The following is a 20,489-nucleotide window of genomic DNA, read 5'->3' as shown; positions in this document are numbered from 1 at the left end:
CCTCAAAAATCCTTCAGCAGCCGCTCGAGATAGTCGAGCTCGATCTGCGGCCGTGAGGGGTCGCCAAGGCGGCGGCGCAGCTCTTCGAGAATGCGGCGGACGCGCTGGACGTCGATCTCGCCGGGGATCTTCACCGTGTAGTCGTCGCCGAACTCGCGGCCGTGCAGAGGCCGGCCGAGCGGATCGGTCTGGTTGCCGCCGCTCTGCTGGCGACCGGCGCGCTGGCCCGGACCGTCGCCCTGCCCGTCGCCTTCGCCCTGCTGCATCGCCTCGGCCATCTGCTGTGCGCCCTTGCGCAGCGCATCGAGCGCCTTGCCCTGCGAGTCCACGGCGCCGTCGGCATTGCCCTGGCCGAGCTGGTTGCCGGCGTCGCCCATGGCGCTGTCGGCGGCGTCGAGTCCGCCCTCGCCGTCTTGATCGCCGTCCTGGTCGCCGCTCTGGCCTTGCTCGCCCTGCTGGCCCTTCTGACCTTTCTGTCCCTTCTGGCCGTTTTGCGCGAGCCCGCGCTTGGCGAGTTCGTCCTGCAGCTTCTTCAGCCGATCGCGCAGAGCCTGCTGATCCTGCTGCAGGTCGCCCATGTTCTGGTCGCCCTGCTGCTTGCCGCGCATGCGGTCGCGGCGAGAATCCTGGCCCTGCTTGTAGGTCTTGTCGCGCAACTGCTGCTGCTTGCGGATCATGTCGCCGAGCTCGTTGAGCGCCTGCTCCATGTCGCTTTCGCCGGACTGCCCGGGCTGCGCCATCTGCAGACCCTCGAGCATCTGCTGGAGCTGGTCGAGCAGTTGTCTCGCGGCATCCTTGTCGCCGGAGCGCGACAGACGCTCCATCCGGTCGATCATGTTGTTGAGGTCCTGCTGGCGCAGGATCTTCGTGTTGGGATCGAGCGGTCGCGCGAGCTGCTGCGGATTGTTGCGCTGCTGCTCGGCGAGCTGGCGCATGAAATTCTCCAGCGCCTGGCGCAGATCCTGGGTGAGCTTCTTGATCTCCTCGTCGCTCGCCCCGCGCTCGAGCGCCTGCTTGAGCGCGTCCTGCGCCGCGCGCAGCGCCTTGTCGACGTCGGTGATGTTGCCGTCCTCGATCGTCACCGCGAGCGCCCATAGGCTCGCCACGACCTCGCGCAGGCTCTCGTCGGTGCGAGCCGCCTCGAGCTGCCGCGCCACGCTGTAGAGGCCGAGATATTGCCCGACCTGCGGCATGAACAATTCCGGCGCGATCATCAGCCCGGCAAGCGCCGCATAGACGTCGGAATTCCTGTTGGCGTCGAGCGCGAGGATGCGCCGCTGCTCGATCAAGGCGCGGGCGAGCGGCTTGGTGAACAGCCGCTCCGGCAGGCGCATGTTGAACGGCTCGCTCTTCGCCTCATTGCCGGCCTCGTCCTTGGCGGTCAGCGTCAGCGTGACGTCGGCGCCCGCATAGGGATCCTCGCTGAGGTCCTTCACGGTCTGGCCGAGGCCGTTGCGGGTGCGTGCGTTCGGCAGCACCAGCGCAAATTGCGGCGGCTGGAACAGAGGCCGCGCGTCAGCCTTCGGCTCCGTATTATTCTTGTCCGCATTCTTGGAGGCCTCGGCGGGGCGCGCGGCGAACTGCGCCTCGGCGCCGGTGACGCCGTAATCGTCCTCGATCTTGTAGGAGAGTTGCAGCGCACCGCGAGCCTGGCGCTCCGGATCCTTGGCGAGCGCGATGGTCGGCGGACGATCCGGCGTGGCGGTGAAGCGCCATTGCGGCTGGCCTGCGGGCGCGCGCACCTGTGCGGCACCGTCGCCCCCGATGGCAAAATGCTTCTCGCTGGTGCCCTTGGGCGGCTCCGCGGTCGGCGCGGTTTCCTTGATGCCGCCAGAGACCGCGACATCGAGGCTGCCGCCGGAGGAGCGCACGATCAGCGTCGAGCCGGCGGGCACCGCGAGCGGGCCGCTGCTCGGCAGCGCGGCGGCCTCCTTGTTGGCGGCCGACAGGATGATCGGGGGCTTGGCCGTGTAGAGCGGCGGCGTCACCCAGGCATCGACGCGGACATTGGCGGGCGCCAGCATGCCGTTCCAGTCGAAGGCGGCGCCCATGCGTATCGCGCGCTCGTCGCCGGCGGCGAAGAAGGTGGCGACCAGCATCACCATGACCAGCGCGCGCAAGGCCCAAGGGTCGTGCAGCACCAACCGCGGATGCGGCAGGCCGGCGCGGATGCGCTTCAGCGAGGCCAGCGTGCGCTCGCGCTGCGCCTGCCACAGCGCCTGCGCGACCGGGTCCTGCGAGCTCAGCGTGTCCGTGAGCGCGGTGGCGGGACGGTGCGCGATGCCGGAGCCGCGGTCGAGCCGGCTCAGCGCCTGCTCGCGGGTCGGCCAGCGGTCGCGAATCAGCGGAACCAGGGCGGCCAACGCCGCTAGGACGAACAGGCCGAGCCCGACGGCGCGGGCGAGGAACGGCAGCGCCAGCCAGAGGCCGGCCCAAGATACTGCCAGAAACAGGCCGAGAACGGTCAAGAGCCGCGCCAGATGGGGCCAGGCACGCTCCCAGGCGATCGCATAGGTGGCCCGCTTGAGGGCCTGCGCCAGCTTCAGCCGCGACAGGGCGTCGCCGTCGCGGATCGGGTCTGACGGCTCAAGAGGGGCGCCGTTCAATCAACTCTCCATGTTGCCCGGAACCACAACCTATCACAACGGCGGCAGTGAGGCACCCGTTCCTCTACGGGACCCCGCACCCCAAAGGCGCATAACACGGGGACGTGACTGGCCGGCCGCGACCCCGTAGGTTCGCAGCCATCCAAATCCGAGAGAGGCACGAGGAAAACGCCATGGACAAGAAGATGCACGACAAGGGGCTGGAAGTTCGCAAAGCGGTGCTCGGCGAAGCCTATGTCAACAACGCGCTCAAGAATGTCGACGACTTCAACCGTCCGTTCCAGGAGATGCTCAACGAATATTGCTGGGGCACGGTGTGGGGCCGCGAGGAACTGCCGCGCAAGACCCGCAGCATGCTCAACATCGCGATGATCGCGATCCTCAACCGCCAGCACGAGTTCCGCGCGCACCTGAAGGGCGCGCTGACCAACGGCGTGACGCGCGAGGAGATCCGCGAGATCCTGATGCAGGTCGCGATCTATGGCGGCATGCCGGCCGCCGTCGACAGTTTTCGCATCGCGCGCGAGGTGTTCGCGGAGATCGACAAGGGGTGAGGCAGCGCAAGAGTAAGGGACGAAGCGTCCCTCCCCAACGTCGTCCCGGGGCGCGCGAAGCGCGAGCCCGAGACCCATAACCACGGGAGGGCGTGGTTGCGGGAACACGGAGTTGAAACCTTGTGCCACAACTTCTCCCTGGGGTTATAGGTCCCCGCCTTCGCGGGGACGACAGTTGCGTATGGGGCTCGCAGCTTCGCTCGCCATACTGAGAAGCAGGATAAGGAATCACCATGGACATCGGATTCATCGGCCTCGGAAACATGGGTTTCCCGATGGCACGGCGCCTGATCGAGGCGGGGCACCAGCTCGTCGTGTTCGACACGCGCAAGGAGGCCGTCGACAAGCTTGTGGCGCGCGGCGCGAGACCAGCGGCCTCGCCGAAGGACGTCGCCGACCAGGCCGAGACCGTGATGGCGAGCCTGCCCTCGCTGCAGGCCTCGGTTGCGGTTGCGACCGGCGAGAACGGCGTGATCGAAGGCAAGAAGGTGAAGCGCTTCGTCGATCTCTCCACCGTCGGCTCGCAGATGGCGGCGAGGATCCACGGACTGCTCGCCAAACGCAACATCGTGCAGATCGACAGCCCCGTCTCGGGCGGTGTCGCCGGCGCCGAGAAGGGCACGCTGGCGGTGATGGTGTCGGGGCCAAGGGCCGAGTTCGAGATCATCAAGGCCGCGCTCGACGTGATCGGAAAAGTGTTCTTCATCGGCGAGAAGCCGGGCTCGGCGCAGACCATGAAGCTCGCCAACAATTTCCTGTCGGCGACCGCGATCGTGGCGACGTCGGAAGCCGTGGTGATGGGGGTGAAGGCGGGGCTCGATCCGGCCGTGATGATCGACGTCATCAACGCGGGTTCCGGGATGAACACCGCGAGCCGCGACAAGTTTCCGCGCTCGGTCCTGCCCCGCAGCTTCGATTTCGGCTTCGCGACGGGCCTGATGGTGAAGGACGTGCGGCTGTGTCTCGAGGAGATGAAGCAGCTCGGTCTGTCGATGGAGGTTGCGGACGCCGTCGGCCGGCTCTGGGAGACCGTGATCAAGGACGAAGGCGCGGAGTCCGATTTCACGGCAGCGATCAAGCCGATCGAGAAGAAGGCAGGAGTGATCGTCGGCGGGAAGAAGTAACGGTCACGCTGCGAAGTGAGTCGGCGTTCCCCGGATGCAGCGCAGCGCGCGAGCGGTGCGCTGCTGATCCGGGGTCGCGCGCCTCACAGCCACGGCGCCGGCTTGTCCATCGCGATCAGCTCTTCGACCTCGAGGCGTGGGCGGACCACGGCGTACTGATCGCCCTTGACGAGGACCTCCGGCGCCAGCGGCCTCGTGTTGTAGGTGCCGGACTGCACCGCGCCATAGGCGCCCGAGGTCATGATGGCGAGGAGATTGCCGGGCGCGGGCTGCGGCAGGGTGCGATCGAGCGCGAGATAATCGCCGGTCTCGCAGACCGGGCCGACGACGTCGGCGACCATGACGGTCGCGCCGACCTGCGGCTGCGTCACCGGAAGGATGTCGTGATGCGCCTCGTACAGCGTCGGGCGGATCAGATCGTTCATGGCGGCGTCGATGATGACGAAGTTCTTGCCGTCGCCGTGCTTCACGTAGATGACCTTCGCGACGAGAATGCCGGCATTGCCGACGATCATCCGTCCGGGCTCGAACATCAGCGTGCAGCCGAGATTGTGGGTGACGCGCTTGACCATGGCGGCATAGGCGTGCGGCTCCGGCGGCGCCTCGCGATCCATGTAGTAGGGAATGCCCAGGCCCCCGCCGAAATCGACGTGCGAGATGACGTGGCCGTCGGCGCGCAGCGTCTGCACGAACTCGGCGAGGATGCGGAACGCCGCCTCCATCTTCGAGAGGTCCGTGATCTGACTGCCGATATGCATGTCGACGCCGGTGACCTGGATCCCCGGCAGCCTGGCCGCCCAGGCGTAGACCTCGCGGGCACGCGAGATCGGGATGCCGAACTTGTTCTCCGACTTGCCGGTGGAGATTTTTGCGTGCGTGCCGGCGTCGACGTCGGGATTGACCCGCACCGAGATGCGCGCCGTGCGGCCGGTCTCGACCGCAAGCCGCGACAGCAGCTCGAGTTCGGGCTCGGATTCGACGTTGATGCAAAGGATGTCGGAGGCCAGCGCCGCGCGCAGCTCGGCCTCGGTCTTGCCGACGCCGGAGAACAGGATCTTGTTGGCGGGGATGCCGGCGGCGAGCGCGCGCTTCAACTCGCCGCCCGAGACGACGTCGGCGCCGGCGCCCAATTTCGCCAGCGTGCGCAGCACCGACTGGTTGGAGTTCGCCTTCATGGCGTAGCACACCACCGCCTTCTCGCCGGCGAAGGCTTCGGTGAAGACGCGGTAGTGCCGCTCCAGCGTTGCGGTCGAATAGCAATAGAAGGGCGTGCCGACGGCCGCCGCCAGCTCGGAAAGGTTGACCCCTTCGGCGTGCAGCACGCCGTTGCGGTAGTCGAAATGGTTCATGACGCGCGCTCGGTTACCCGTGATGCCCCTTGGCTGTGCTTCCGGGGCGGTGCCTGTTGGGCGGTGCTTCTTGGGCTCAATTGCCCAGGAGCGGATCGAGGATAAACGGTTTCCTCTGGCCCCTGGTAGCGGCAGGCGGCGCGTCCGCGCCATAGGTCGGGTTGAACACGCTCGGGCGCTGCACGGTCTCCCCCTCGGTATCGACAGGAGCTGCGGCAGGCGCTGCGATGTTGGCCGTGGAGGCGTTGGCGGCGGTCGGCGGCAGGTCGAGCGGCCCCTTGCGGCCGCAGCCGGCAAGCGCGAGCGCCGTCAGGCTAAGGACAAGGATGGCCCAGCCCGAGCCGCCCGGGCGAAACTTTGACGTCACGACGAGATCCCCACTACGCGGCCGCACCATACAGAGATTGGCCTCTTCTGGCGAGAGTTGGATGACGATGAAACAAGAGCGAAATTTTGCCGCTCAGCCCAATTTTCGCTCTTTTTCCAGCCGCTTGGCCCAGGCTTTCGCCTGCGCCGCCACGTTTTTCGGCGCGGTGCCGCCAAGGCTCGTCCGGCTCTTCACCGAGGATTCGACCGAGAGCACGCCGAGGACGTCCCGGGTGATTCTCGGCTCGATCTCCTGCATGGCCTCGAGCGGCAGTTCGTGCAGCGCAACGCCCTCGGCTGCCGCCTTGGCGACGATGCGGCCGGTGACGTGGTGGGCCTCGCGGAAGGGCATCTTCAGGGTCCGCACCAGCCAGTCGGCGAGATCGGTCGCGGTGGCAAAACCCTCGCCCGCGGCAAGCCTCATCTTCACTTCGTCCGGCACGAGATCGCGCACCATGCCGGTCATGGCGCGGATTGCGAGCGACACCGCGGCAAAGCCCTCCATGGCGCCCTGCTTGTCCTCCTGCATGTCCTTCTGATAGGCGAGCGGCAGGCCCTTCATCACGATCAGGAGGCCGTTGAGCGCGCCGATCACGCGCCCGGTCTTGGCGCGCACGAGCTCGGCCGCATCCGGGTTGCGCTTCTGCGGCATGATCGAGGAGCCCGTGGTGAACTTGTCGCTGAGCCGGACGAGGCCGACCAGCGGCGAAGTCCAGATCACGATCTCCTCGGCGAAGCGCGACATGTGCATGGCGCAAATCGCCGCCGCCGACAGCGTCTCCAGCACGAAGTCGCGGTCGGAGACGGCGTCGAGCGAGTTCGCCATCGGACGGTCGAAGCCGAGCGCCTTTGCGGTGGCCGCGCGGTCGATCGGAAACGAGGTGCCGGCGAGCGCGGCCGCACCGAGCGGCGACTCGTTCAGCCGCTTGCGCGCGTCGGCGAAGCGGCCGCGGTCGCGCGCAGCCATCTCGACATAGGCGAGCAGATGATGGCCGAAGGTGACGGGCTGCGCGGTCTGCAGATGCGTGAAACCGGGCATCACGGTTCCCGCGTGCTCCAGCGCGCGCTCGACCAGCGCCTCTTGGAACGCGGCGAGCGCGGCGTCGGTCTCGTCGATCACGTCGCGAACATAAAGGCGAAAATCGGTCGCGACCTGATCGTTGCGCGAGCGCGCGGTGTGCAGGCGTCCCGCGGCCGGCCCGATCAGCTCGGACAGCCGGCTCTCGACATTCATATGGATGTCCTCGAGCGCGCGCTTGAACTCGAAGCCGCCCTTGCCGATCTCTGACAAAATCGTGTCTAGACCCCTGGCGATATTTTTCGCATCAGAAGCCGTGATGATGCCTTGGGCAGCGAGCATCGCGGCATGGGCCTTGGACGCGGCGATGTCCTGGGCGTAGAGGTGCCGATCGACGTCGATGGAGACGTTGATCTCCTCCATGATCTTGTCGGGGCGCTCGGAGAACCGGCCGCCCCACATCTTGTTGCTCATGATCCCTTGCTCACGCCTGGTCTCGACCGTTGCGGCGCTGGCCGCAGGGTTTGCCGGCTCCGGCCGGCCGTACTAAGAGGCCCCTGATAGCCATATCTGCGACCGGATGACAAACACTATGCTCGACCCGAAGCCCGCGCCGTCGGCCACACGCCGGATTCCCCTCGTCGCCGCCACGGTGGTGCTCGGAGGCGTGATCGGCTTTGCCGCGCTGTACGGCCTCGGCATGCTCACGCGGGGCCCCTCCGGCGATCCGGCCTGCCGGGCCGCGGTCGACGTGGCCAAAAGGATCGCCCCGCTGGCCCAGGGCGAGGTCGCGGCGCTGACCATGGCGACCGCGCCGCTGCGTCTGCCGGACCTCGCCTTCGAGGACGCCGACGGCAAGCCGAAGAAGCTGAGCGACTGGCGGGGGAAGACGGTGCTGGTCAATCTCTGGGCCACCTGGTGCGTGCCCTGCCGCAAGGAGATGCCGGCGCTGGAGGACTTGCAGGCCAAGATGAGCGGGCCGGGCTTCGAGGTGGTGGCGATCAACATCGACACCCGCGATCCCGAAAAGCCCAAGACTTTCCTGAAAGAGGCCAATCTAACCCGACTCGGCTATTTTAATGACCAGAAAGCCAAGGTTTTCCAGGATCTTAAGACAATAGGTCGAGCCTTGGGCATGCCGACCTCGGTGCTCGTCGATCCCCAGGGCTGCGAGATCGCGACGATTGCGGGACCGGCCGAATGGGCGAGCGAGGACGCGCTCAAGCTGATCCGGGCGGCGGTGAAGCCGACGGCTGCGTCCTATTAAGCCTGGATGTTGAGGTTGCCGCCGACGCCGGCGCCAACATTGGCAAGCGAGGGCTGTCCCGCACCAAGGATGGTCAGAACCGCGGACTTCTCCGCATCCGCATTCTGTTTCATCAGGGTGGCTGCAATGTTCGACTGCAGCGCGCCTTGCTGAGCGGCCAGCATGCTGCTGACCACGGCCATCGTATCCATACGCAAACCCTCGTTTCGGCGGGCAGCCTAGGGGTGGAGGGTTAACGGGAGTTGAAGACTTGGGGGCCTTCGTGTCGGGACCTTGGTACCCCGGACGCGTCGCGGCATGAAATGACGCCACGCTGAGCCGGGACCTACGCCATCGAGCGTGCGGTCTGTGGGCCTCGGGGTGCTGAGCTGCATCCGGGGCGCGAGACGGCCCTACCGCGTCGGGACCGGCTTGGCGCCGCGATAGTCGTAGAAGCCGCGTTGCGTCTTGCGGCCGAGCCAGCCGGCCTCGACGTATTTCACGAGCAGCGGGCACGGCCGGTACTTGGAATCGGCCAGCCCCTCGTGCAGCACCTGCATGATGGAGAGGCAGGTGTCGAGGCCGATGAAATCGGCGAGTTCGAGCGGCCCCATCGGGTGGTGGGCGCCGAGTTTCATCGCTGCGTCGATCGCCTCCACATTGCCGACGCCTTCGTACAGCGTGTAGATCGCCTCGTTGATCATCGGCAGCAGGATGCGGTTGACGATGAAGGCCGGGAAATCCTCTGACACCGCGACCTGCTTGCCGAGACGGGCAACGAACCCCTTGGCCGCCTCGAAGGTCTGGTCGTCGGTGGCGATGCCGCGGATCAGCTCGACGAGCTCCATCAGCGGCACCGGGTTCATGAAGTGGATGCCGATGAAGCGCTCGGGACGATCGGTGGCGGCGGCCAGCCGGGTGATCGAGATCGAGGAGGTGTCGGAGGCGACGATCGCCTCGGGCTTCAGGATCGCGCAGAGATCATGAAATATCTTGCGCTTGACCTCTTCCTTCTCGACCGCGGTCTCGATCACGAGATCGCAGTCGGCGAGCCCATCCAGCGTTTCGGCGAGCGTGATGTGGCCGACCGCCTTGGCTCTCGCTTCCTCGGTAATGGCTTTCTTGGAAACCTGGCGCGACAGGTTGCCGTGGATGGTGGCCATGCCGGATTTCAGGCGATCGGCCGAGATGTCGTTGAGCACTACGTCGAGGCCGGCCACCGCCGCGACATGCGCGATGCCGTTGCCCATCTGACCCGCGCCGATCACGCCGACCTTCTTGATTGCTGCCGCCATCTTGTCATCCACCGGAACGGCGCGCGTATCGCGCCTGCTATCCCCTCGAGCCGGGGGCCTGATTTCCCCGGGAAGTCGATATAATCAGAACCTTGGCCCGAAACCTAGATTGGATACGCCTCATCCCACGTGCCCGGCATGGAGAAAAGCGCCTCGAAAGCGAAACACCGGCCGGAGTTTCCACATCCGGCCGGTGTTTTTGTCGAGTCTTACTTGCCGAGCTTGCCGAGCTCCTCGGTCAGCTCCGGAACGGCCTGGTAGAGGTCCGCGACCAGGCCGTAATCGGCGACCTGGAAGATCGGCGCGTCCTCGTCCTTGTTGATCGCCACGATCACCTTGGAATCCTTCATGCCGGCCAGATGCTGGATCGCCCCGGAAATGCCGACCGCGACGTAGAGCTCGGGGGCCACCACCTTGCCGGTCTGGCCGACCTGCCAGTCGTTCGGCGCATAGCCGGCGTCGACCGCTGCGCGGGAAGCACCGACACCGGCCCCCAGCTTATCGGCCAGCGGCTCGATGTACTTGGCGAAGTTTTCCCGGCTCTGCATGGCACGGCCGCCGGAGACGATGATCTTGGCCGAGGTCAGCTCGGGACGGTCGCTCTTGGCGACCTCCTCGCCGACGAACGACGACAGGCCCGGATCGGCCGCCGCGGAGACGGTCTCGACCACCGCACTGCCGCCCTCGCCGGTGGCGGCGAAGGTCGAGGTGCGTACGGTGATCACCTTCTTGGCGTCCCTGGACTTCACCGTCTGGATCGCGTTGCCGGCATAGATCGGCCGCTCGAAGGTATCGGGAGCGACCACCTTGATGATCTCCGAGACCTGCATGACGTCGAGCAGCGCAGCGATGCGCGGCATCACGTTCTTGAAGCGCGAGGTCGCGGGCGCCACGAAGGCGTCGTAGCTCGGCGCCAGCGAGACGACCAGCGCGGCCAGCGGCTCGGCGAGGTCGTGGGCGTAGGCATCGCCCTCGGCCAGCAGCACCTTCTTGACGCCATTGAGCTTGGCGGCGGCGTCCGCCGCGGCCTTGGCGTTCTGGCCGGCGACCAGCACGTGGACGTCGGCGCCGAGAGCCGCGGCCGCGGTCAGCGCCTTGTTGGTCGCATCCTTCAGCGACGCGTTGTCGTGTTCGGCAATCAAAAGCGTCGTCATCAGAGCACCCCGGCTTCGTTCTTGAGCTTCGACACCAACTCGGCGACGTCCTTGACCTTGACGCCCGCCTTGCGGCCCGGAGGCTCCGACGTCTTGAGCACCTCGAGACGCGCGGCAACGTCGACGCCGTAGTCGGCGACGGTCTTCTCCGCGATCGGCTTTTTCTTCGCCTTCATGATGTTGGGGAGCGAGGCATAGCGCGGCTCGTTGAGACGCAGATCGGTGGTGACGATCGCCGGCCCCTTCAGCTTCACGGTCTGCAGGCCGCCGTCGACCTCGCGCGTGACCTTGAAGTCGCTTCCGTCGACCTCGAGCTTGGAGGCAAACGTCGCCTGCGACCAGCCGAGCAGCGCGGCCAGCATCTGGCCGGTCTGGTTCGAATCGTCGTCGATCGCCTGCTTGCCGAGAATGATCAGGCCCGGCTGCTCTTCTTCCGCAACCTTCTTCAGGATCTTGGCGACCGCCAGCGGTTCGACATTGCCGTCGGCCTTCACCAGGATGCCGCGGTCGGCGCCCATCGCGAGACCGGTGCGGATCGTCTCCGACGCCTGCGCCGGACCAATGGAGACGACGACGACCTCGGTGGCCTTGCCGCCTTCCTTCAGGCGCAGCGCTTCCTCGACCGCGATTTCGTCGAACGGGTTCATCGACATCTTGACGTTGGCGAGTTCAACGCCCGATCCATCGCCCTTGACGCGGACCTTGACGTTGTAATCGACCACCCGCTTTACCGGCACTAAGACCTTCATGATCCTCTTTCACTTCAATCTGGGAGGGGGGTTATCAACTGGCGCGGAACCTAAAGGCCCGGCCCAGCCCGGTCAACGCGCGAAGGGGCAAAAATTGGCCCCCCAGCCGTGAGGGAATCGAATGGGTCAGCGGTTCTGGCCCGGCACCCACAGCACGTCGCCGGCGCCGTTATGGTTGGCGGCGCGGCTCGCCACGAACAGGAAGTCCGACAAGCGGTTCATATACTGGATGCCAGCCGCGCCGACCGGCTCCTCGGGGCGGGCCGCGAGTTCCACCATCACCCGTTCGGCCCGGCGGCAAATGGTGCGCGCCACGTGGAGATGGGCCGCAGCCGGGGTTCCGCCCGGCAGCACGAAGGAGGTCAGCGGGGCGAGCTTCTCGTTCAGTGCATCGATGTCGCGCTCGAGGCGCTCGACCTGGCTCGCCACCACCCGCAGGCGCTCGGCCTTGCCCTCGCGCTCCGGCACCGCGAGATCGGCACCGAGATCGAACAGATCGTTCTGGATCCGGCCGAGCATCGCGTCGAGCTCAGCCAAGCCGCCGGTGTGGAGGCGGGCGACGCCGATCGCGGCGTTGGTTTCGTCGACGGTGCCGTAGGCCGCGACGCGCAGATCGTACTTCGGACGGCGTTCGCCGGAGCCGAGCGCCGTCGTGCCGTCGTCACCGGTTCGCGTATAGATGCGGTTGAGAACGACCATGTCCGTCTCGCTTCCGTCCGACCTTAGCGGCCCATCGCCCAGACCGCGAGCATGGCGACGATGATCGCCGCGAACTGCAGCAGCACGCGCCACCGCATCAGTTTCTGCGAGGTGTCAGGCGAGCCGCCGCGCATCATGTTGACGAGGCCGGCCAGTAGCACCAGTGCTACGGCGCCGGCTGCCACCGGCAGGATGAAAGAACTCAAAAGGGATGCCATCGCCGCTAGATAACACCCCCTGTCGCGATCCGCCATGGCGCACAGCGCCTTCGCGATCTGGCTTTTAGTTCAATAATATCAGATGGTAGTGCGGCAAACACGCAGGCCGGGGTTCGATGTGAGGCAGATCCGCTACGTCTATCTGGTGGTGATGGATGCGTTCTACACATTCCTCGCCGACGACGGCTGGGCGATCGCGAGCCACATCGCGCTGTCGACGCTGATGGCGCTGTTTCCGTTCCTGATCGTGCTCACGTCGCTGGCCGGCTTCTTCGGCTCCAAGGAACTCGCCGACCAGGCGGCCGGACTGATGCTGCAGGTCTGGCCGCGGCAGGTGGCGGACTCGATCTCCGGCGAAATCCATGACGTGCTGACCACCACGCGCAGCGACGTCCTGACCATCGGCGCGGCGCTTGCGGTCTATTTCGCCTCCAACGGCGTCGAGGCGCTGCGGATCGCGCTCAACCGCGCCTACGCCGTGGTCGAGACCCGGCGCTGGTACTGGCTGCGGCTGGAATCGATCGGCTACACGCTGATTGCGGCCTTCACCGCGCTCGCGATGGCGTTCCTGATCGTGCTGGGACCGCTGATCATCGAGGCGGCGCGGCGCCATATCCCGCTGATCGTCGAATCCAACGAGAACATCCTGACCATCCTGCGCTACGGCATCACCGTCGGCGCGCTGATCGTGGCGCTGTTCATCCTGCACGCCTGGCTGCCGGCGGGGCGGCGCGGCTTCCTGCAGATACTGCCCGGCATCGTCTTCACCATGGTGGCGTCGCTGATCTCGGGCGTGGTGTTCGGGCAATATCTGGCGCGCTTCGCCAACAACTACGTGACGATGTATGCGGGGCTCGCCTCGGTCATCATCGCGCTGGTGTTCTTGTATTTCATCGCCGCGATCTTCGTCTATGGCGGCGAGCTCAACGCCTCGATCATCAAGTCGCGGCTTCCGCACGGCGTCTCGCTTCAAGCAGCGCAGTCGCTAGAGCACGCGGACTCACAGGTTTGACCAGGAACGCGTCAGCGCCGGCGGCGCGCGAGGCGGCCTCGTCCTCGCCACGGCCGGAGATGCCGATGACGGGAATCCGCCCCTGAGGGTCGCGCATCCTGCGGATGCGCCTGATCGCCTCGATGCCGTCGATGCCCGGCAGCACCATGTCCATCAGCACCGCGTCGAAGGCGCCTTTCGCGAGCCGGTTCACCGCGTCCTCGCCGCGGCCGACGAACTCCGCCTGATGGCCGAGTTCGGTCAGGATCGTGTTGAGCACGACGCGGCCGAACGGATTGTCCTCGACGCTGAGCACGCGCAGGCCGGCCGCGGCCTCCGCCCCGCCTCCATCGAGGGCGCCCGCTTCGTCGGATGGACCGGGCTTCGCGGCATCGAGCGCCACCGTCAACGTGAAGGTCGCGCCACCGCCGCGGCGCGGCGCCACCGTGATGTCGCCGCCCATCGCGCGCGCCAGTTGCTTGACCGAGGAGAGCCCGAGCCCGGCGCCGCCGAAGCGCGAGGCGATGGTGACGTTGGCTTGCGTGAAGGGACGGAACAGGCGCTTGATCTCGACGAGCGTCAGCCCGATGCCGCTGTCGGACACCGCAAAGGCGACGCCGACCCTGTGCTTCGCCTTGTCCTTGCCGCCGCCCGCAGGACGCCAGGGCGCAACCGACAGTGCCACCCCGCCCCGCTCGGTGAACTTAACGGCGTTGTCGATCAGGTTTTCCAACGCGGCGCGCAGCCGAACGGGGTCGCCAACCACGAGCGCTGGAAGTTTCTCGGAGATCGTGACCTCGGCCTTCAGGCCCTTGGCCGCGGCGCGGCCGGCGAGCGAATCGCCGACGGCGCGCGCCAGTGCACGCAGGTCGAACATATCTTGCCGTAGCGCGTGTCCACCCTTCGCCGTCCGTGCGGCATCGACGAACAAGGTGGCGAGGCTTGCGAGATGCTCCGCGCCGGCCTTGATGGTGTCGGCCCAGCGGCGCTCGCGCTCGCCGAGGTCCGAGGTCGCCAGCAGGTCGCTGATCGCCAGGATTCCGGTGAGGGGCGTGCGGACCTCATGGGCGAAGGCCGCGAGCGCCGCCTGGACCACGTCCGCCGCGGCCGGCCTGGCCGGCGTCCTCCTGGCGGCGCGCTTGCGCGCCTTGCCCGCCGCTCCGGCACGCTTCCGAGGCGGTCGCCGCTGCGGCGACCGCGAGGTGCGCGGTGAGCGCGTTCTAGCCGCCATGTTTCCCCTTGAAGCCCGGTCGCGCGCCAGCATGGCACGGAGCGGAGGCCCGAGTCACGGCAGCGTTCCGCCAGCCCCCAGAGAACTTGACTCAGAGGAAACTTGGCCCGGAGAACTCAGGCCAATCCGACGAGGCGCCGGATGTCGGCGGGCGTGGCGCCGCCGGCCCGCAACTCCCGCAAGCCCGTCGCACGGCTCGATTTGGCGAGTTTCTGTCCGGCCGCATCGCGAATCAGAGGATGGTGGCGGTAGTCCGGCACGGGCAGGCCGAGCAACGCCTGCAGCAAGGCGTGGACGGAGGTGGCGTGAAACAGATCCTGGCCGCGCACCACCTCGCTCACGTCCTGCAGCGCGTCGTCGACGACGACCGCGAGGTGATAGCTGGTCGGTGTCTCCTTGCGCGCCAGGATCACGTCGCCCCACGCCTGCGGCTGCGCGGAGACCGTGCCGTGCTCGCCGTCCGGACCTTCGCCCAGTTCGGTCCAGGCGAGACGCGAGACGCGGCGGCAGGCGGCGTCCATGTCGAGCCGCAAGGCATAAGGCGCGCCGGAGGCGATCAACTGCGCGCGCTTGCTGGGTGAAAGAGATTTTGCGGTGCCGGGATAGAGCGGCGCCCCGTCGGGGTCGCGCGGCCACGGCCCGCTTGCCTCGCGCTGCGCCACCAGTTTCGTGATCTCGGCGCGGCTTTCGAAGCAGGGATAGACCAGGCCCAGCGTCGTGAGGCTGTCCAGCGCGGCGCGGTAGTCGGCGAGATGCTCCGACTGCCGCCGCACCGGCGTCTCCCAGACGATCCCGAGCCAGGCAAGATCCTCATAGATTGCGGCTTCGAATTCCGGCCGACAGCGCGTCGCGTCGATGTCCTCGATGCGCAGCAGGAGCCGCCCGCCAGTATCGCGCGCGCGATCGAAATTGAGCAGCGCCGAGCAGGCGTGGCCGAGATGCAGGAAGCCGTTCGGACTCGGGGCAAATCGGAAAACGGGTGGCGGCATGCTTCAGGTCTCGTCATGGCCGGGCAAAGTGCGAAGCGCATCCTTGCATCCAACGTCCCGGCCATCCATCCTCGATAACTCTGTTACGATGGATGCGCGGGTCCGCCTCCGCCTTGGGCTTCGTCGGGCTTATCGGCCTTGGGCCTGCGAAGCTATAACGGAGACGGCAAGCCCGCGCATGACGAGCCATAGACATGACCCTCCACCTCGAAACCCAGTCCGATCTCGAAGAGGCCATCGACACGCTGGTGAAGCGCGACCCGCGCCTGAAGCCGGTGCTGGAGATCGCGGGCATGCCGGCCCTGCGGCGGCGCGAGCCCGGCTTTGCGGGACTGGCGCATATCGTCTGCGGCCAGCAGCTCTCCACCGCCAGCGCCGCCGCGATCTGGGGACGGCTCAGCACCGCCTTCGACCCGTTCGACCATGACGCGGTGCGCCGCGCCCGCGCCGACCGGCTCGGCCGGCTCGGACTGTCCGCGGCCAAGATCAAGACGCTGAAGCATCTCGCACGCGAACTCGCGGCGGAGCGGCTGAATCTCGACGTGCTCGCGGAGGAGGACGCCGACGCCGCGCATCACACGCTGATCGCGCTGCCCGGCATCGGCCCGTGGACCGCCGATATCTACCTCTTGTTCTGTCTCGGCCATGGCGATGCCTGGCCGGCCGGCGATCTCGCCGTGCAGGAGGGCATGCGCATCGGGCTGGGACTGACGGCACGGCCGACGGAAAAGCAGATGGCGCCGCTCGCCGAGCCCTGGCGTCCGCTGCGCGGCGCGGCGGCACATCTGTGGTGGAGCTACTATCGCGCGGCGAAGAAGCGTGAGGGCGTGATCGCGGGCGACGGCGCCGACCCTGCAGCGGCTGCGTCAAAACGCCCGGCCGCGAAGGCGGCGGCCTCGGCGCGCAAGCGGCCGCGATAGCGCGTCAGCGGCGCGGTTCATCACGATACCGCACAGGCCATTCCGCCCGAGCAGGGCCACATGCTGTTGCGCCGTGGGCAATCGACTTTTGACCCCTTGCGAAACGGTATAGCGTTGAACGCTGAGGAAACGCGCCGCGAAGACGGCCCTGCAAGAGGTCGCGCATGCTCGACAAGACCAAGGATCTTTCCGTATCCGCCCAGGATTGGCTCGACCGCTTTGCACGCGCGCTCGCCGGACCGGATCGGGACGCGCTGAGCGCGCTGCTCCTTCCCGAGAGCTATTGGCGCGACGTGCTCGCGTTGAGCTGGAATTTGCAGACCGTCGCTAGGCGCGATGCGATCGTGCGGGAGTTGGAGGCCCTCGCGCCGAAGGCTGCACCCGGCCAGTTCAGGATCGCGCAGGACCGCGCGGCGCCGCGCTGGGTGACCCGCGCCGGCACCTGCAACATCGAGGCCATCTTCGACTTCGAGACCGCAACCGGCCGCGGCAGCGGCATCCTGCGCCTCGTCCCCGATGCCGGCGACGGCGACCGCCTGAAGGCGTGGACGCTCCTCACCGCGCTGGAGGAGCTGAAGGGCTTCGAGGAGCAACTCGGCAGGACGCGGCCGCGCGGGCAGGTGTTTTCCCGCGATTTTCGCGGGCCGAACTGGCTCGATCTGCGCAAGGAGTCCACCGACTATGCCGATCGCGATCCGGCCGTGCTGATCGTCGGCGGCGGACAGGCGGGGCTCGCGACCGCGGCGCGGCTGAAGCAGCTGAACGTCGACACGCTGATCGTCGACCGCGAGAAGCGCATCGGCGACAACTGGCGCAAGCGCTACCACGCGCTGACCCTGCACAACCAGGTGCAGGTCAATCACATGCCCTACATGCCATTCCCGCCGAACTGGCCGGTCTACATCCCCAAGGACAAGCTCGCCAACTGGTTCGAGTCTTACGTCGACGCCATGGAGCTGAATTACTGGACCGGCACCGAGTTCGAGGGCGGCGCTCATGACGAGGCGAGCGCACGCTGGACGGTGACGCTGCGCCGCGCCGACGGCACCAGGCGCGCCATGCATCCGCGCCATGTGGTGATGGCGACCGGCGTCAGCGGCATCCCGAACATGCCGGACATCCCGTCCTTGAAGAATTTCGCCGGCCCCGTGCTGCATTCCAGCCGCTATGACGACGGCGAGAACTGGAAGGGCAAGCGCGCGATCGTGATCGGCACCGGAAGCAGCGGCCACGACATCGCCCAGGACCTCTGTTCCAGCGGCGCCGAGGTGACGCTGGTGCAGCGTTCGCCGACACTCGTCACCAACATCGAGCCCGCGGCGCAGCTCGCCTACGCGACCTACAACGAAGGCACGATGGAGGACAACGACCTGATCGCGACATCGATGCCGGTGCCGCTCGGGCGCAAGACCCATTTCATGCTGACCGAGCAGTCGAAGGAGCTCGACAAGGAGACGCTGGAGGGCCTGCGCCGGATCGGCTTCCGGCTCGACTATGGCGACAACGGCACCGGCTGGCAATTCTTGTACCTCACGCGCGGCGGCGGCTATTATTTCAACGTCGGCTGCTCCGAGCTCCTCATCTCGGGTGCGGTCAAGCTGAAGCAGTTTGCCGACATCGAAAGCTTCGAGGCCGGCGGCGCGCGGATGAGGGACGGCACGCTCGTTCCCGCCGACCTGATCGTGCTGTCGACCGGCTACATGCCGCAGGATCATCTGGTGCGAAAGCTGCTGGGCGACGCCATCGCCGACCGCATCGGCCCGATCTGGGGCTTTGGCGACGGGCTCGAGCTGCGCAACATGTATGCGCGGACGAAGCAGCCCGGGCTGTGGTTCATCGCCGGCAGCCTCGCGCAATGCCGCATCAACTCGAAATTCCTCGCACTGCAGATCAAGGCGATCGAGGAAGGAATCTTGGCGGCTGACGTGGGCGTGTCCGCCGCAACATGATTGGCCGTCATTCCGGCATGCGCTGACGGCGCAAGCCCGGAATGACGGAAATGAGGGAGCAACAACCATGCCAGCCATTCTCGGCACCGGCGAGCACCGCTACCGCGTCGTCGATCACTGGGCAAAGCTGCCGGACGGCTGGCAACTGACCGACGTCGCCTCCGTCGCGGTCGACAGCCGCGACCGCGTCTACGTCTTCAATCGCGGCAAGCACCCGATGATCGTGCTCGACCGCGACGGCCATTTCCTGCGGAGCTGGGGCGAGGGCCTGTTCAGCCGCGCCCACGGCCTGCACATCGACGCCGACGACCATCTCTATTGCACCGACGACGGCGACCATACCGTGCGCAAATGCACCGCCGACGGCAGGGTGCTGCTGACGATCGGCATCCCGCAAAAGCCCGCGCCCTTCATGAGCGGCGAGCCGTTCCACCGCTGCACCCACACCGCGCTGTCGCCGAAGGGCGAGATCTACGTCTCCGACGGCTACGGCAACGCGCGCGTGCACAAGTTCAGCCCCGACGGCAAACTGGTCATGAGCTGGGGCGAGCCCGGCAGCGATCCCGGCCAGTTCAACATCGTGCACAATATCGCAACCGACGCGGACGGCTTCGTTTATGTCGCCGACCGCGAGAACCATCGCGTGCAGGTGTTCGACGGCAACGGCAGGTACGAGACGCAGTGGAACAATCTGCACCGGCCCTGCGCCCTGTGCCGCTGCGGCGGGAAGCAGCCGACATTCGTGATCGGCGAGCTCGGCCCCGGCATGGCCGTCAACCGCAAGGTACCCAATCTCGGCCCGCGGCTGTCGATCGTGGACGCCACGGGAAGGCGCATCGCGCGGCTCGGCGGCGAGCACGGCCCGGGCATCGAGAGCGGCAAATTCCTGGCGCCGCACGGCATCGCGCTGGATTCGCGTGGCGACATCTATGTCGGCGAAGTCGGCGTCACCGACTGGAAGACCAGCTTCCCGGACGAGGAGATGCCGGCCTTGGTTCGCGCGACGCGATGTCTGCAGAAGCTGGAGCGAGTGCGGGAGTAGCCGAGTTCGTCAGTCCACCTTGATCCCCGACGCCTTGATGATCGGCCACCAGCGATCGGCTTCCTGCTTCTGCCAGGTGCGCAAGGCTTCCGGTGATTGCTGCGCGGCGGAGGAGACCTGAATGCCGAGCTCGGCGAAGCGCTGCCTGGCCTCGGGGCTGGCGAGGATCTGCATCATGCTGGCGTTGAGCCGGGCGAGGATCTCCTTGGCGGTGCCCTTCGGCACCCACAGCCCGTACCAAAGCGAGGCGGAATAGCCTGAGAGCCCCGCCTCCTCCGCGGTCGGGACATTGGGCAGCGACGGCACGCGCGCGCGGCTGGTTACGGCGAACGGCTTGATGCTGCCGGCTGCGACCAGCGCCGTGAAGTTCGAGGCCGGCTCGATCATGAAATCGATCTGGCCGGAGACGAGGTCCTGCACCGCCGGGCCGTTACCGCGATAGGGCACGAACTGGAACCTGGTGCTGGTATCCTTCTGGAACGCGATGCCGGCGAGATGCCCGGTGGCGCCGACGCCGGCGATGCCGACCGAAGCCTTGTCTGGATTGGCCTTCAGCCAGGCGATCAATTGTTGGAGATCGTCGGCGGCAATATCCTTCTTGCCGACGATGAGAAGCGGCTCGCTGCCGATCAGGATCACCGGCTCGAGATTGCCGAGCAGGTCGAACGGCAGCGCGTACAGCCCGCCGGTCAGCATGTGCGTGGTCGAGGTTCCGATCGACAGCGTGTAGCCGTCGGGCGCCGAGCGCACCGCGCGGCCGACGCCGAGCGAGCCGGCCGCGCCGCCGACATTCTCGACGACGATGGGCTGGCCGAGCAGGCCCCGCAGTCGCTCGCCGAGGAACCGCGCCAGCGTGTCGGTGGCGCCGCCCGCCGGAAACGGCACGATCACCGTGATGGCGCGGCTCGGATAGTCTTCGGCCGCGACCGGCCGAATCGATGCCGCAGCCAACACGGCCGCGAGCAACATGGCGAGCCATGTTCGCATGC

General features: G+C 67.0%; 20 protein-coding genes. 7 read left to right on the top strand and 13 right to left on the bottom strand.

Features of this window, described 5'->3' with window-relative positions:
- Positions 1-2 precede the first annotated feature (2 nt).
- Positions 3-2,606, bottom strand: a complete 2,604-nt coding sequence (locus tag KGM94_RS12475) for a TIGR02302 family protein (RefSeq protein ID WP_300259164.1) — start codon at positions 2,604-2,606, stop codon at positions 3-5.
- Between the two features lie 173 nt (positions 2,607-2,779).
- On the opposite strand from KGM94_RS12475, the gene KGM94_RS12470 reads away from it, so the two are divergent.
- Both KGM94_RS12470 and KGM94_RS12465 read left to right on the top strand, forming a co-directional pair.
- Entirely contained in the window at positions 2,780-3,160 is a 381-nt protein-coding gene (locus tag KGM94_RS12470; RefSeq protein WP_300259162.1) for a carboxymuconolactone decarboxylase family protein, read from the top strand.
- 233 nt (positions 3,161-3,393) lie between these two features.
- Complete coding sequence (locus tag KGM94_RS12465) at positions 3,394-4,284, top strand: NAD(P)-dependent oxidoreductase (protein ID WP_300259160.1); 891 nt, start codon at positions 3,394-3,396, stop codon at positions 4,282-4,284.
- A gap of 83 nt (positions 4,285-4,367) precedes the next feature.
- Here KGM94_RS12465 and lysA read toward each other — a convergent pair whose 3' ends face one another.
- The 3 genes from lysA to argH form a co-directional block, all read right to left on the bottom strand.
- Positions 4,368-5,633, bottom strand: coding sequence for a diaminopimelate decarboxylase (gene lysA, locus KGM94_RS12460; RefSeq protein ID WP_300259158.1), 1,266 nt, complete (start codon positions 5,631-5,633; stop codon positions 4,368-4,370).
- A 76-nt stretch (positions 5,634-5,709) separates the two neighbouring features.
- Positions 5,710-6,000, bottom strand: coding sequence for a lipoprotein (locus tag KGM94_RS12455; protein ID WP_300259155.1), 291 nt, complete (start codon positions 5,998-6,000; stop codon positions 5,710-5,712).
- Positions 6,001-6,093: 93 nt separating this feature from the next.
- Entirely contained in the window at positions 6,094-7,491 is a 1,398-nt protein-coding gene (gene argH / locus KGM94_RS12450; RefSeq protein WP_300259153.1) for an argininosuccinate lyase, read from the bottom strand.
- 118 nt (positions 7,492-7,609) lie between these two features.
- Here argH and KGM94_RS12445 point away from each other — a divergent pair, with 118 nt between their 5' ends.
- On the top strand, positions 7,610-8,284 hold the full coding sequence (locus KGM94_RS12445) for a TlpA disulfide reductase family protein (protein ID WP_300259166.1): 675 nt from the start codon (positions 7,610-7,612) through the stop codon (positions 8,282-8,284).
- Here the strand turns inward: KGM94_RS12445 and KGM94_RS12440 are convergent.
- From KGM94_RS12440 to KGM94_RS12415, 6 genes are all read right to left on the bottom strand, one after another.
- Positions 8,281-8,475 (bottom strand): hypothetical protein, encoded by a 195-nt coding sequence (locus KGM94_RS12440; RefSeq protein WP_300259151.1) that lies wholly within the window; start codon positions 8,473-8,475, stop codon positions 8,281-8,283. The two genes, KGM94_RS12445 and KGM94_RS12440, sit on opposite strands and share 4 nt — an antisense overlap.
- 201 nt (positions 8,476-8,676) lie before the next feature.
- Positions 8,677-9,558 (bottom strand): 3-hydroxybutyryl-CoA dehydrogenase, encoded by an 882-nt coding sequence (locus KGM94_RS12435; RefSeq protein WP_300259149.1) that lies wholly within the window; start codon positions 9,556-9,558, stop codon positions 8,677-8,679.
- Positions 9,559-9,767: 209 nt separating this feature from the next.
- Entirely contained in the window at positions 9,768-10,712 is a 945-nt protein-coding gene (locus KGM94_RS12430) for an FAD-binding protein (RefSeq protein WP_300259147.1), read from the bottom strand.
- Complete coding sequence (locus KGM94_RS12425; RefSeq protein ID WP_300259145.1) at positions 10,712-11,461, bottom strand: electron transfer flavoprotein subunit beta/FixA family protein; 750 nt, start codon at positions 11,459-11,461, stop codon at positions 10,712-10,714. The genes KGM94_RS12430 and KGM94_RS12425 overlap by 1 nt, the downstream gene beginning before the upstream one ends.
- Before the next feature lie 126 nt (positions 11,462-11,587).
- A complete protein-coding gene (locus KGM94_RS12420) occupies positions 11,588-12,160 on the bottom strand; it encodes a cob(I)yrinic acid a,c-diamide adenosyltransferase (protein ID WP_300259143.1) in 573 nt (190 codons plus the stop codon).
- Positions 12,161-12,183: 23 nt separating this feature from the next.
- Positions 12,184-12,378 carry a twin transmembrane helix small protein gene (locus tag KGM94_RS12415; protein WP_300259140.1) on the bottom strand — a complete coding sequence of 65 codons (195 nt, stop codon included), beginning with the start codon at positions 12,376-12,378 and terminating at the stop codon, positions 12,184-12,186.
- A gap of 118 nt (positions 12,379-12,496) precedes the next feature.
- Between KGM94_RS12415 and KGM94_RS12410 the strand changes: the two genes are divergently transcribed.
- Positions 12,497-13,390, top strand: a complete 894-nt coding sequence (locus KGM94_RS12410; protein WP_300259138.1) for a YihY/virulence factor BrkB family protein — start codon at positions 12,497-12,499, stop codon at positions 13,388-13,390.
- Here the strand turns inward: KGM94_RS12410 and KGM94_RS12405 are convergent.
- Positions 13,317-14,600, bottom strand: a complete 1,284-nt coding sequence (locus KGM94_RS12405; protein ID WP_300259136.1) for an ATP-binding protein — start codon at positions 14,598-14,600, stop codon at positions 13,317-13,319. The two genes, KGM94_RS12410 and KGM94_RS12405, sit on opposite strands and share 74 nt — an antisense overlap.
- A gap of 116 nt (positions 14,601-14,716) precedes the next feature.
- On the bottom strand, positions 14,717-15,589 hold the full coding sequence (gluQRS, locus tag KGM94_RS12400; RefSeq protein WP_300259134.1) for a tRNA glutamyl-Q(34) synthetase GluQRS: 873 nt from the start codon (positions 15,587-15,589) through the stop codon (positions 14,717-14,719).
- A gap of 194 nt (positions 15,590-15,783) precedes the next feature.
- Here gluQRS and KGM94_RS12395 point away from each other — a divergent pair, with 194 nt between their 5' ends.
- The 3 genes from KGM94_RS12395 to KGM94_RS12385 all read left to right on the top strand — a co-directional run bounded on the left by KGM94_RS12395 (position 15,784) and on the right by KGM94_RS12385 (position 19,500).
- Positions 15,784-16,509, top strand: a complete 726-nt coding sequence (locus tag KGM94_RS12395; protein WP_300259132.1) for a DNA-3-methyladenine glycosylase 2 family protein — start codon at positions 15,784-15,786, stop codon at positions 16,507-16,509.
- Between the two features lie 164 nt (positions 16,510-16,673).
- Positions 16,674-18,458, top strand: a complete 1,785-nt coding sequence (locus tag KGM94_RS12390) for an NAD(P)/FAD-dependent oxidoreductase (RefSeq protein WP_300259130.1) — start codon at positions 16,674-16,676, stop codon at positions 18,456-18,458.
- Between the two features lie 67 nt (positions 18,459-18,525).
- On the top strand, positions 18,526-19,500 hold the full coding sequence (locus KGM94_RS12385; protein ID WP_300259128.1) for a peptidyl-alpha-hydroxyglycine alpha-amidating lyase family protein: 975 nt from the start codon (positions 18,526-18,528) through the stop codon (positions 19,498-19,500).
- Between the two features lie 9 nt (positions 19,501-19,509).
- Here KGM94_RS12385 and KGM94_RS12380 read toward each other — a convergent pair.
- A partial coding sequence (locus KGM94_RS12380; protein WP_300259126.1) for a tripartite tricarboxylate transporter substrate-binding protein occupies positions 19,510-20,489 on the bottom strand: 980 nt, incomplete at its 5' end.

Origin of the sequence: Bradyrhizobium sp. (assembly GCF_028868675.1) — a bacterium.
Taxonomy (GTDB): Bacteria; Pseudomonadota; Alphaproteobacteria; order Rhizobiales; family Xanthobacteraceae; genus Bradyrhizobium.
This window is presented reverse-complemented; position numbering and strand designations above follow the sequence as displayed.